Source organism: Thermus caliditerrae (assembly GCF_021462525.1).
Taxonomy (GTDB): domain Bacteria; phylum Deinococcota; class Deinococci; order Deinococcales; family Thermaceae; genus Thermus; species Thermus caliditerrae.
The window spans coordinates 1-12,629 of the sequence record NZ_JAKEDT010000035.1 but is presented as its reverse complement, the minus strand read 5'-3'; the positions used below and the strand labels follow the sequence as shown (position 1 = coordinate 12,629).

General features: G+C 67.1%; 11 protein-coding genes and 1 pseudogene. 11 read left to right on the top strand and 1 reads right to left on the bottom strand.

Translation table 11 applies throughout. From position 1 onward, the window contains the following. Positions 1–277 precede the first annotated feature (277 nt). From L1088_RS12175 to L1088_RS12125, 11 genes and pseudogenes are all read left to right on the top strand, one after another. Entirely contained in the window at positions 278–1,903 is a 1,626-nt protein-coding gene (locus L1088_RS12175) for an Ig-like domain-containing protein (protein ID WP_234555313.1), read from the top strand. A gap of 59 nt (positions 1,904–1,962) precedes the next feature. Further along, positions 1,963–2,910, top strand: coding sequence for a polyprenyl synthetase family protein (locus L1088_RS12170; protein ID WP_234555312.1), 948 nt, complete (start codon positions 1,963–1,965; stop codon positions 2,908–2,910). A gap of 48 nt (positions 2,911–2,958) precedes the next feature. Next, on the top strand, positions 2,959–4,218 hold the full coding sequence (locus tag L1088_RS12165) for a Glu/Leu/Phe/Val family dehydrogenase (RefSeq protein ID WP_234555311.1): 1,260 nt from the start codon (positions 2,959–2,961) through the stop codon (positions 4,216–4,218). 16 nt (positions 4,219–4,234) lie between these two features. Further along, a pseudogene (locus L1088_RS12160) lies at positions 4,235–5,431 on the top strand (Glu/Leu/Phe/Val family dehydrogenase); the annotation flags it as partial. A gap of 35 nt (positions 5,432–5,466) precedes the next feature. Next, positions 5,467–5,988: a GNAT family N-acetyltransferase gene (locus L1088_RS12155; protein ID WP_234555310.1), complete on the top strand. Its 522-nt coding sequence runs from the start codon at positions 5,467–5,469 to the stop codon at positions 5,986–5,988. Between the two features lies 1 nt (position 5,989). Beyond that, positions 5,990–6,880 (top strand): 2-hydroxyacid dehydrogenase, encoded by an 891-nt coding sequence (locus L1088_RS12150; protein ID WP_234555315.1) that lies wholly within the window; start codon positions 5,990–5,992, stop codon positions 6,878–6,880. A gap of 151 nt (positions 6,881–7,031) precedes the next feature. Then, complete coding sequence (locus L1088_RS12145) at positions 7,032–7,253, top strand: hypothetical protein (protein ID WP_234555309.1); 222 nt, start codon at positions 7,032–7,034, stop codon at positions 7,251–7,253. A gap of 61 nt (positions 7,254–7,314) precedes the next feature. After that, on the top strand, positions 7,315–8,337 hold the full coding sequence (locus L1088_RS12140; protein WP_234555308.1) for a 1,9-bis(guanidino)-5-aza-nonane synthase: 1,023 nt from the start codon (positions 7,315–7,317) through the stop codon (positions 8,335–8,337). Positions 8,338–8,522: 185 nt separating this feature from the next. Beyond that, on the top strand, positions 8,523–11,297 hold the full coding sequence (locus L1088_RS12135) for a DUF2325 domain-containing protein (RefSeq protein ID WP_234555307.1): 2,775 nt from the start codon (positions 8,523–8,525) through the stop codon (positions 11,295–11,297). A 5-nt stretch (positions 11,298–11,302) separates the two neighbouring features. Then, the gene (locus tag L1088_RS12130) at positions 11,303–12,121 is read left to right on the top strand and encodes a menaquinone biosynthesis family protein (RefSeq protein ID WP_234555306.1); all 819 of its coding nucleotides are present in this window, start codon (positions 11,303–11,305) and stop codon (positions 12,119–12,121) included. A gap of 35 nt (positions 12,122–12,156) precedes the next feature. Continuing rightward, entirely contained in the window at positions 12,157–12,357 is a 201-nt protein-coding gene (locus tag L1088_RS12125) for a hypothetical protein (protein WP_234555314.1), read from the top strand. Here the strand turns inward: L1088_RS12125 and L1088_RS12120 are convergent. Next, positions 12,347–12,629 (bottom strand): CRISPR-associated protein Cas4 (locus tag L1088_RS12120; protein ID WP_234555305.1); only part of this gene is annotated, 283 nt, incomplete at its 5' end. The genes L1088_RS12125 and L1088_RS12120 overlap by 11 nt on opposite strands.

Genomic DNA, 12,629 nt, shown 5'->3' with positions numbered 1-12,629 from the left:
GGCGCGTTTGACGGTGACGGTGGACAACACGCCGCCGGAGGTGGTGTGGGAGAGCCCGGTGGAGGGTCAAAAGATTCGCCGGGGTGCTCCCAATCCCTTTACGTTGAAGGTTCGTGTCCTGGATTTGAACCCTGATCCCAGTGGCATTGTGTACGAGGTGAATGGTGTTCCTTTGGCAGGGGACTCTTGGTTGATTTCTGAAGATGGCCGTTACACCCTGACTGCTCGGGTTAGGGATTTGGCCGGCAACGAGGCTTTTGCTTCCATCCGGGTTGATGTGGACACGGAGCCTCCCGTGGTGGAGTGGGTGGCACCGTCGCCGGGGTTGGCGGTGAGCGGTCGGGTGAACCTTCGGATTAAGGCAGAGGATACCCCTGGGGTGCGGCGTGCCTTTGTTCTGGTGGAGGTTAACGGTTCCGCACTTTTTGCGGTGGACGCTACCTCCACAGACGGCATCTACTGGGATGCGACCTTAGATACCTCCAGCTTGCCTAATAGGGAGGTAACGCTCCAGGCCATAGCCGAGAATGAAAACCGTCTGCAGAGCACGGCAGCGCTCGAGGTGAAGGTCAACAACCCTGACCTCGAGAAGCCCATTGTGGAATGGCTGGACCCGGTGGACGGGCAAAACGTTGCCGGAAGGGTTACTCTACGGGTGCGCGCTTTAGACAACCAAAGTGTTGGGGAGGTGCGGATTTACGTGGGAGGGACCCTGTGGCGCACCCTCACCCCGCCCTTTGATCCTCCTGAATGGGACACCCTGGAGGTTGCAGATGGACCCGTGGTCCTGAAAGCGATTGCCATAGATGATGCGGGCAACCGGAGCGACCCCGCGGAAATCCAGGTGAACGTGCGCAATCAGGGCGTACCCCCTGCGCTGAGCATCCTGAACCCCGCGGAAGGGGAGGCGGTAGGGGTCCAGTTCCAGGTGCGGGCAAGTGTGACCAAGCAGGGTACCCCCTTCTCCTGGATACCCCAGAATGGAAACAACCTGTGGGCCCGGGTTTACGACTACCGCGGTAGCCTGGTGCAGGAAGTGCCCCTCTTGGTGAATGGGGCGCAGCCTGCGAATAATGCGGACAGCGTGGTGGAAGCCAGCTTTGACCTGGGGAATGTGCCCGCAGACCTCTACCGCCTGGTGGTGGAGGGGTTCGTAGAGGTCAACGGAACAACCTTCCGCCTCTACCAAGAGCGGCTGGTTTCCGTGGAGGTTTCCTCCAACCTGCCTCCTGCGCTGGTGATCTACGCGCCGCGGCAGGGAACGGTGTTGGCGGCAAATACGTTGCACATTGTTGGGGATGTGACGGACGACTCCGGGCGGGTGCATGCGGTGGAAGTGCGGATGATTGCGGGCACATGCGCCGCTCCTGGGCAGGAAAACTACCTGCTCCGTTACGAGGCGGCACCCTATGGCCTCTTCCACATGGAGGTGCCTTTGGATGGACATCCTGACATTCGGGACGGGTTCTACTGCCTCCGCGTGGTGGCCATCGATGCGGACAACCTGACCCTCAGGAACATTCAGGAGTTTGACGTGGACGTGCGGCGCGGCAAGGCGCCAGTGGCTAACATCTCTGTTTCTACCTCTTCGGTACCGGTCAAGCCAGGAGATAGCGCTACCTGGACGGTCAAGTTCCTCGGCTTCCCTCCTCCTGATCCTGCTCCTGACCCTGCTCCTGAGCCTGCTCCTGAGCCTGCTCCTGCCGATTACGTGCTTCTCTTGCGGAAGGATGGCCAGATCGTGGAGTCCTACCGAGGCCAGGACAGATTGGTGTCGGTGAGCCGGCCCTTCTCGGAAGGCGATGTGGGCGTGTGGGATGTCCTGGTGGTCTTTGAGCAGGATAGGGTGCAAGGAGCGGCGCAGGGGGGCTCCGTAGCGGTGGTTGCCCCCACGGGTCCGTAAGCGCGAAAAAGGCGTGGGGCCCCGGGTACGCCCGGGGCCCTTGGCCTATACTGGGGGGCGTGACGGTCCTTCCCGACCTCGAGGCCCCCCTCCTCCGCTTTGAGGAGGCCCTTTCCGAGCTGGTCCAGTCCGACGTCCTTTTCGTGCGCCTCATCCACCAGGACCTGGTGACCGCAGGGGGGAAGCGCATCCGCCCCCGGCTGGTCTTCCTGGCCTCGAGGGCCCTCGGGGGGGCACCCTTTGAGATGGAGCTGGCCCTGGCGGTGGAGCTTCTCCACTCCGCCACCCTGCTCCACGACGACCTCATCGACGACGCGGAGACCCGCAGGGGCAAAGAGGCGGCCTTCCGCCGCTACGGGAACGCGGTTTCGGTGCTCTCCGGGGACTTCCTTCTCTCCCGCCTCCTCCACGTGATCGCCAAGACCGGGCGCATGGAGCTGGTGGAGCGCTTCGCCCAGGTGGCCAAGACCCTGTCGGAAGGAGAGGTCCTGCAGTTCCAGGTGACGGCTTTGGAGGACTACTCCCTGGAGAACTACGAGCGCATCATCACCGCCAAGACGGCGGTGCTCATGGAACTCTGCACGGAGGGCCCCGCCCTCCTCAAGGGCGTGGATGGGGAGGTGCGCCAGGCCCTGGCCCGCTTTGGCCTCCTCTATGGGCAGGCCTTCCAGATGCGGGACGATTACCTGGACCTTATGGGCACCCCTGAGGCCTTGGGCAAACCGGTGGGGGGGGATGTGCGGGAGGGCAAGGCTACCCTCATCACCCTCCTTCTCATGGAGCGCTTCCCCGAGGTGCGGGAGGTCCTGCGCCGCAAGGGGCGGGAGCCGGGGGACCTAGAGCGCCTTCGCGCCCTGGCCTGGGAAAGCGGGGTGGCCGAGGAGGTGGAAAGGCGCATCCGCGAGCGCGCCCACATGGCGGCGGAGGCCCTAATGCCCCTTCCCGAATCCCCCTACAAGGAGGCCCTTCAGGGCCTGGCCTTGAAGGAGGCCGAGCGGCTTGCTTGAGGGCCGTTCGTCCCCTAGGGAAGGGGTATAATCCCCCTCGGTGATGCTATGGCCCTTCCCGCATACCGCCCCCCGGAGGACGCTGGCCTCTGGGAGCTCTTCCTGGAGCGTTTAGAGCGGACCCTGAAGGTGGCCCATCTCCACCCCATGACGGTGGAATACCTGGCCCACCCCAAGCGGCTGGTGACGGTTTCCTTGCCGGTGGTGATGGATGACGGCAAGGTGCGGGTCTTCCACGGCTACCGGGTGGTGCACGACATCGCCCGGGGGCCCGCCAAGGGAGGGGTGCGGATCCACCCCAAGGTAACCCTGGGGCAGACGGCGGGTTTGGCGGCTTGGATGACACTAAAGGCCGCGGTTTACGACCTCCCCTTTGGCGGAGCGGCGGGGGGCATTGCCGCCGACCCCAGGCTTCTTTCCCCCCGGGAGCTGGAGCGGCTGGTACGGCGCTACACCGCCGAGCTGGTGAACCTCATCGGCCCGGACATCGACGTGCTGGGTCCTGACCTGGGCACGGACCAGCAGGTGATGGCCTGGATCATGGACACCTACTCCATGACCGTGGGCTCCACCGTGCCCGGGGTGGTGACGGGGAAGCCCCACGCCCTAGGGGGAACGGAGGGCCGGGACGACGCCGCTGGGCTCGGGGTGGCCTTGGTCCTGAGGGAGCTGGCCGAGAGGCAGGGCTTGCCGCTGGCGGGGGCCCGGGTGGCGGTGCAGGGGTTCGGCCAGGTGGGGGGAAGCTTCGCCTTGCATGCGGAGGCCATGGGCCTCCGGGTGGTGGCGGTATCCACGAGGCGGGGCGTCATGTACGCAGAGGGAGGGCTGGATGTGGCCGAGGCCCTGCGCCACTACGAGGCCACCGGGGATTTGCCCCGTTACGACCTGGCGCCGGAGGAACTCTTCGGCCTGCCTGTGGACTACCTGGTCCTGGCGGCCATGGAGGGCGCTTTGGATGAGGAAGGGGCCAAAGGGGTGAAAGCCAAGGCGGTGTTGGAGGCCGCCAACTTCGGCTTGACCCGGGAGGGAGAGGCTTACCTCCTAGGCAAAGGGGTCTTGGTGGTACCCGATCTCCTGACGAGTGGAGGCGGTCTACTCGCCAGCTACCTGGAGTGGGTGCAGGACCTCAACATGTTCTTCTGGAGCGAGAGCGAGGTGCGGGAAAGCTTCCGGAGAAGCGTGGCTCGTGCGGTGGCCGAGGTGTGCGAGCGGGCGGAGGGCCTGAGCACGGACCTCCGCACGGGAGCCTTGGCCTTGGCCCTGGAGCGGGTGAATGAGGCCACCCGGCTTCGCGGCGTGTACCCGTAGTGGAAGGAGCCTGTCTATGAAGAGTGAGTCCCTTTCCTACCTAGGCAAGGACGGCGGCCCCTGGGAGATCTTCACCGAGCAGGTGGACCGGGTGGTCCCCTACCTGGGGCGGTACGCTCCCTTGGCGGAAAGCCTGAAAAGGCCCAAACGGGTTCTGATCGTGGACGTGCCCATCCATCTGGATGACGGCACCGTGGCCCACTTTGAGGGCTACCGGGTCCACCACAACACCGCCCGCGGCCCCGCCAAGGGCGGGGTGCGGTACCACCCCGATGTCACCCTTTCCGAGGTCATGGCCCTGGCGGCCTGGATGACCATTAAAAACGCCGCTGTGGGCTTGCCCTATGGAGGGGGTAAGGGCGGGGTACGGGTGGACCCTAAAAAGCTTTCCCCGAGCGAGCTGGAGCGCCTCACCCGCCGGTATACCTCCGAGGTGGGCATCCTCCTGGGGCCGGACCGGGATATTCCCGCCCCTGACGTGAACACCGGCGAGCGGGAGATGGCCTGGATGATGGACACCTTTTCCATGAACGTGGGCCGCACCGTGCCCGGGGTGGTGACGGGCAAGCCCATCGCCTTAGGGGGTTCCCTGGGCCGGCGGGACGCCACCGGGCGGGGCGTCTTCGTCACCGCCGCCGCGGCGGCGGAGAAGATCGGGCTCCCCATCGCTGGGAGCCGGGTAACCCTCCAGGGCTTTGGCAACGTGGGCAACGCCGCCGCCCGCATCTTCCACGACCATGGGGCCCGTGTCATCGCCGTGCAGGACCACACGGGCACCATCTACAACGAAGCGGGCATAGACCCCTACGACCTCCTCAAGCACGTGGCGGAGTACGGGGGGGTGCGGGGCTACCCCAAGGCCGAGCCGCTGCCCAACCCCGAGTTCTGGGCGGTACCCACGGAGTTCCTCATCCCCGCCGCCTTGGAGAAGCAGATCACCGAGCAAAACGCCTGGCGCATCCAGGCCAAGATCATCGCCGAGGGGGCCAACGGCCCCACCACCCCGACCGCTGACGACATCCTTCAGGAAAAGGGCGTGCTGGTGGTGCCCGACGTCATCGCCAACGCGGGCGGGGTGACGGTGAGCTACTTTGAGTGGGTGCAGGACTTCAACTCCTACTTCTGGACTGAGGAGGAGATCAACGCCCGGCTAGAGCGGGTTATGAGGAGCGCCTTTGAAGCGGTGTGGCAGGTGAGCCAGGAGAAGAGGATTNGCGGGGGCTTCCCTTTTCCCGGTAGGCTATCCTTGTGGACTGGCCCCGCTATGGCCGCGTCACCCTAAAGCCCTTTGGCGCGGGGCTTTCTGAGGAGGAGTGGAAGGGCCTATACGAGACCTTCCGCGACCCCGAGGTGGCGGAGTGGAACGGCTCTAGCCCCTTGCGCACCCCCTTCTGGCTTTTCAAGCGCTTCGTCCTGGCGGAGATGCGTCGCAAGGACCGCCTGGCCTTTGTCATCCTGGACGAGAGGGGAGAGTATCTGGGCACCCTGGAGCTTTACGACCTCACCCCGGAGGAGGCCACCTTGGGCATCCTCATCGGGCGGAAGGACCGCTGGGGCCAGGGCTACGGCACGGAGGCGGTGCGGGCGGCCTTGTCCTACGCCTTCGGTCCCTTGGGGCTTACGCGGGTAAAGCTCCGCACCTTTGCCCATAACCTTAGGGCCAGACGGGCCTTTGAGAAGGCGGGTTTCCGCCAGGTGGGCCTGGGCCTGGGGCCTAAGGGAAGGGAGGATGTGTACATGGAGGTGATCCGTGGTCAGCCGGAAGGCTAGCGTGCGCATCTTGAGCCCAAGGCTTAGGGAAGAGGTCTTTGCCCTTTTACCCGAAGAGGTGGAAGTAGATTACCTGGACGAGCCTTGGCCCAAGGCGGTGGACTTCTTCCTGCCTCCTTTCGGCCAGGAGGAGGTGGTGCGGCAGGTTTTGGCCCAAGTGGAGGTCAAGGTGGTTCAGACCCTGTCCGCCGGGGTGGACTGGATCCTGCCCCTGGTGCCGGAGGGGGTGGTGCTCTGCGACGGCTCCGGCATCCACGACGCCCCCGTGGCCGAGTGGGTGGTGATGGGCCTCCTGGCCCTCCTGAAGGACCTGCCGGGCTTCCTCGAGGCCCAGGGGGAAGGGCGCTGGGCCCCCAAACGGCTTTCCGATCTGGAGGGCAAGGCCGTCCTCCTCTTGGGCTACGGGTCCATCGGGAAGGCGGTGGAGGCCAGGCTTAGGCCCTTCGGGGTGGAGGTGCTCCCCGTGGCCCGGCACGCCCGCCCTGGGGTCTACACCCCCCAGGACCTGCCCCACCTCCTGCCCCGGGCGGAGGCGGTGGTGGTCCTCCTCCCCCTCACCCCCGAGACCCGGGGGCTGGTGGACCGGGAGTTCCTGGCCCGGATGAAGCCGGGAGCCCTGCTCCTGAATGCGGGCCGGGGGGCGGTGGTGGACACGGAGGCCCTCCTGGAGGCCCTAAAGGAGGGGAGGGTGCGGGCGGCCTTGGACGTCACCGACCCCGAGCCCCTGCCCCAGGACCACCCCCTCTGGCGGGCTCCTGGCCTCCTCCTTACCCCCCACGTGGCCGGGCTTTCCGAGGGGTTTGCCCGCCGGGCGGCCCGGTTTTTGGCGGAGCAGGTCCTGCGGTACCTGCGGGGGGAGCCCCTTTTAAACGTGGTGCGGGAGGGGTACTAATATCACCCCACGCAGACTTTGTCTGCGTGGGGGCCCCGGTGAAAGGGTACTAGGGCCCCTGCCGGAAGAAGCGGGGAAAGGGTCCAGCGGCAAAGGGTTGAAGGCTCCGTCGCGGCTTGGGCTACGGCGGGAACCCCAAAGGGAGGGGATTATGGAAGTGGTCCTGCACGGCGACCTAAGGCGCTTTGGGGAGCGCCTTTGGGTGGAGGCCAAAACGCCCCGGGAGGCCCTGGAAAAGCTCGGCATTCCCTTGGAGGAGGCCTGGCTTTTGGCGGTGGGGGAGCGGGTGGTGGACCCCGACGAGCCCGTGGAGGGCCCCCTCGAGGTCTACCCCCCCATCGCGGGGGGTGGTATACTGGAAGTCCTGCCCTAAAAGGCAGGGGGCGCCAAAGGGGGGAGCCGCCCGACGCCCACCCCGCGTAGAAAGGAGCAGGATGGAGAAGAAGGAACTCCTCTCTACGCCCGTGGTCCCCATCGACATCAAGGCCTTCGACGCCGGACCCATCCTCGAGGCCATGGGCAAGACCGCCTTCCAGGCGAGGAACCTCCACCGGGCGGCGGAGATCTACCTCCGCATGCTGGAGGACGACGCCACCGTCATCCTCACCCTGGCGGGGAGCCTGGTTTCTGCCGGTCAGGGCCTCATCATCCATGACCTGATCCGCAAAGGCCTGGTGGACGTCATCGTGGCCACCGGCGCCAACATTGTGGACCAGGATTTCTTTGAAGCCTTGGGCCACCGCCACTACCAGGGGGACCCCAAGGCCGATGACGAAACCCTGCGCCGCCTCTGGATCGACCGCATCTACGACACCTACATCGACGAGGAGGAGCTCCGCCACACCGACTACACCATCGCCGAGATCGCCGATGCCCTGGAGCCCCGCCCCTACTCCAGCCGGGAGTTCATCTGGCACATGGGCCGCTACTTGGCGGAAAGGGGCCTAGGGGAGGGGAGCATCGTCCGGGCCGCTTACGAGGAGGGGGTGCCCATCTTCGTGCCCGCCTTCTCCGACTCCTCCGCGGGCTTCGGCCTGGTCTACCACCAGGTGAAAAACCCCAAGGCCCACGTGACCATCGACTCCGTGGCCGACTTCCGCGAGCTCACCGAGATCAAGCTCAAGGCGGGCACCACGGGCCTGGTGATGCTGGGGGGCGGGGTGCCCAAGAACTTCGCCCAGGACATCGTGGTGGCCGCGGAGGTCTTGGGCCACCGGGTGGAGATGCACAAGTACGCCATCCAGATCACCGTGGCCGACGAGCGGGACGGGGGGCTTTCCGGCTCCACCCTCTCCGAGGCCCAAAGCTGGGGTAAGGTGGACGCCGCCCTTTCCCAGATGGTCTTCGCCGAGGCCACCTTGGCCTTCCCCCTCCTCGCCTCCTACGTCTGGCACCGGGCGAAGACCAGGGCTAAGCGGCGCTACGCCGACCTCTTCGCCGCGGAAGTGGCCGCCTAAGTACCCCATCGTGGCTTGCGCCGCGACGGGGGCCCAAAGAGGCCATGCGCATGCCACCTTGGCTTTGGCCGATGGGGTAACCTTTGCGTGGCGGTACTTAGGCCGCTGCTGGCCCCGCCCGGGTGGGCCCTGGGCGGGGTTGGCTTATGGACCCATCCCTCTCCCCTTTGGTAAACTCCCGGCAGATGCCCGATGAGCTGAGGCTTTACCTGAAGGAGCGTTTTAGCGTTCTGGGGCCGGTGTCCCCAGGACGCTTTGAGGCGGAGCTGGCCAAGCGGGTGGGAAGCCCCGCCAAAAGGGAGCCCCTCCTCCGGGCCTGGCGGGCCTACCTTTCGGGGGGCGGCAGGGAGGCGGTGCGAAGTTTCTACCAGGAGATCCTCAAGGTGCCTAAGGGGGAGGCCCTGGTCTACGGCATGCACCTGCCCTTTTTGGAGTTCTACGCCCGGGAGGTGCCTTCCCGCTTAGAGGGACGGGTTTTGGAGGTGGGGGCCTTCACCGGGGCCTTGGTGGGATATTTGCAAAGGAAGCGGCCCGAGCTTTCCTTCCACGCCCTGGACGGGGTGGAGGAGGCCGTGGAGCTTGGGAAAAAGCGGGTGCCCGAGGTGGCCTGGCACCTGGCCTGGGCGGAGGAGGCTGACCTGCCGCCCTTTGACACTTTGCTGCTCCTCTCCGTCTTCCCCGAGGGGTTGGTGGACCAGGAGCTGGAAAGCCGCTTGGAGCCGGAAGCCTTCTGGAAGCGCTTCTCCTTCTTCGAACGCCTTCCCCTTTTCGCCAGGCTCCTCCGGCCCGGAGGGCTCCTCGTCTATGGCCACGGGCCCTTCCTGGGCAAGAGCCCTGAAGGGGTGGAGGAGGGGCTTCGCAGGCTCGGCTTCCAGGAGGTGGAGCGGGTGGGGGAGGGGGAGTACTTTCTGGTCCTGGCCCGCAGGCCCGAGGCCCTGGCCTTGGAGGAGGAATGGCTGGAGGAGGTTTTGCGGGAGGAGGAGGCCTTGGCGCCGGTGCCGGCGTTGGCCCAGAGCCTGGACCTGGCCGAGGCCCGGGAGCTTTTGGCGGCGGGGCGGTACGCAGAGGTGCTGGTCCGCCTGCCCGAGGGGGCGACAGGGGAGGCGGCCTACCTCAGGGGGCGGGCCCTTTTCGCCCTCTCCCGCTTTGCTGAGGCGGAAGAGTGCCTGAAGCGGGCCATGAGTGAGGAGGCGGAGGACCTCAGGGCCTTGGTCCTGGTGGAGCTTGGCCAGTACGAAAGGGCCCGGGGGCGCCTCGAGGCCCTGGCGGGCAGGGGCGGGCGCTACCGGCTCTACCTGGGCCGGGTCTACCTGAGCCTGGGCCGGTACGCCGATGCCCTGCGGCAGTTCGTGGAGTCGGGCCTTCCGGAGGCGGAAGGATACGTGCGCGAGGCCCTGGAGCGCATCACCGAGCGCATGCGCCGCTTCGCCCGGGAGGGGGAGTGGGCGGAGGTGAGCCGCCGGGCGGAGTTCGTGGAGGACCTGGCCCCGGGCCTCCTCACCCGGGAGATGCTCAGGCTCGGCCTGAGGGCGGCCCTGTTGCAGGGCCTCTTTGCCCGGGCGGAGCGCTATGCCCGCCGCCTTGCCGACCTGGACGAGGCCGAGGGCTTCTTGGGCCTGGCCCTTTCCGCTCTCCGGGTGCGCTCCCCCTTGGACCTCCGCTCCTTGGAGGAACTCAAGCCGGTGGAACCCTACCTCACCGAGGCCCTGGCCCGGGCCGAGATCCCCGAAGCCCTCCTCCTCCTGGGCATGCTCCGGGAGCGGGAGGGCCGCTACCGGGAGGCTCTCTACCTTCTGGAGCGGGCGGCCCGGCACGGGGAGGGGGAGGTGGCGGGCCTGGCCTTCCACCACCTGGCCCAGGTGAAGCGGGCCCTCAGGCGGCCCCTAAGGGAGGTTTTGGGGGACCACAAGCGGGCCCACGCCCTTAGGGCCTACCCCGCCCCCTACCTCTTCCGCCTGGCCCAGGAGGCCTTGGCGGGGGACGAGGAGGTTCTGGCGCGGGAGCTTCTTTCCCGGGCCCGGGACGCGGGGCTTTCCGAGGAAGGGGTGGGCGAGGAGGAGCTGGAGGGGCTTCTTTCCCTCCTGGAGCGTCTGGAAGGCCCTTGGGCCGCCTTCAGCGTCCTCTACCAGGCCCTGAGCCGCACCCCTAGGCCGCCTTTGGAGCTTTTGGCCTTGGCCTACCGCCTCTCCCGCACTTTTCGGGAAAGCCCCGAGGCGGAGGCGGTGCGGGGGCAGTACCTGGCGGCCCTTTACGCCGAGGGGCGGGTGGAGGAGGTGGAGGGGCTTTTGTTGCAGGAGCTCCGAGCTCACCCCCAGGCCCTGGAGGTGCTCTTTGACCTGGCGGAGCACCACGAGGCCAAGGGGGACTGGCGGCAGGCGGCGGAGTACTGGCAGAAGGCCTTGGAGGTGGCGCTTTACCGGGAAAAGGACCTGGAGCTGGCCCGGGAGGTGCTCCGCAACCTCCTCTTCCTCCGCCCCCACGACGAAAGCCTCTCCCTCTACCTGGAAGAGCTCAGGGCGGTGGGCCGGGGGCTTGCTGCTTTGGGGGAGGAGCCCCGGGCCCTTCCCGAAAGCCAGGAGGAGCTTCTGGAGGAGGCCTTGCCCCAGTTCCATGGGGAGCACCTCCTGGTGGTGGGGGGGCACACCCAGCTCAGAAGCCGCTTGAAGCCCTTCTTGGAGTCCCGGGGGTTGCAGGTGGACTGGTTTGACGCCGACAGTGCCGGGGTGGGGAAGGAGGCCCTAAGGCGCATCCAAAACCGCTTGGAGAAGGCCCACGGGCTCATGATCGTTTCCAGCTACGTGGGTCACGACCTTTCCGAGCCGGTGCGCCTCGAGGCCGAGCGCCTGGGGGTCCCGGTCCACATCATCCCGGGGCGGGCCCGGGGGGCCACCGGCTTCCTTCGGGCCCTCAAGGCCTTTGCCCCCGAGCTCTTCAAGAAGGCCCTCAAGGGGGTACAGTAGGGGCTGTGGAGACGCTCAAGCTGGGCTACTCCCCTTGCCCCAACGACACCTTCATCTTCTACGCCCTGACCCACCGCCTTGTGGAAAGCCCCCGGCCCGTGGAGGCGGTGCTGGAGGACGTGGAGACCCTGAACCGCTGGGCCTTGGAGGGGAGGCTTCCTTTGACCAAGCTTTCCTACGCCGCTTACGGCCGGGTGCGGGAGCGCTACGTGGCCTTGAGGAGCGGGGGGGCTATGGGCCGGGGCGTGGGGCCCCTTTTGGTGGCGAAAAGGCCCCTGGGGAGCCTCGAGGGGGTGCGGGTGGCCATCCCGGGCCGGAACACCACGGCCTTTTTGCTCCTTTCCCTGTATGCGGAAGGATTTGTGCCGGTGGAAGTGCGCTACGACCGGATCCTGCCCCTGGTGGCCCAGGGGGAGGTGGAGGCGGGCCTCATCATCCACGAAAGCCGCTTCACCTACCCCCAGTACGGCCTGGCGAAGCTCTTGGACCTGGGGGAGTGGTGGGAGGGAGAGACGGGCCTCCCCCTGCCCTTGGGGGCCATCCTGGCCCGGCGGGACCTGGGGGAGGCGCTCATCCGCGGGCTGGACCAGGCGGTGCGGAGGAGCCTGGAGTACGCCTTCGCTCACCCGGAGGAAACCTTCCCCTACCTGAAGGCCCACGCCCAGGAGCTTTCGGAGGAGGTGATCTGGGCCCACGTGAGGACCTACGTGAACGAGTTCAGCCTGGACGTGGGGGAAGAGGGGGAAAAGGCGGTGGCAAAGCTTTTCGCCCTGGCGGAGGCCAAGGGGCTTCTCCCCCCATCGGCAAGCCCGCTCTTCCTGTAGGCGAAAGTTCCCCGGCCCTGGGGAAGGGGCAGGTGATGGGGATCGCGGGCACGGGGCCCTTCTACCTGGTCCTCCTGCCCCAGGCGGTACCCGACTGGTGGCCCAAGGTGGAGCGCTTCCTCCCCGAGTTCCCCCGGCGCTACGAGGTGCGCTTCTACCCCGACGGGAGCCGGGCGGTGGTGTGCGGGGACCTGGAGGCCCTCAAGGTCTGGTACAAGCGGGTCCTCAGGGGGTGAGGCCCCGCAGGAAGGCGTGGACCCTCAGGAGGCCCAAGAAGGCCTCCGCCGCCTCCTCCCAGGGTACCTCCTCTACCCGGAGCCCGTCCCCCAGGGAGAGGACCAGGCCCCCCTCCACCTCCACCCCCTCCGCCCGCAGGGCCAGGGCGTAGGCCCCCACCTGCAGGAGGTGCTCCGGGTAGACCCGGGAGGAGGTCTTCAGGTCCACCACCACCACCCGCCCCCCGAAGCAGGCCACCAGGTCTGCCCGCCCGGCGTAGAGGTGCTGGGGG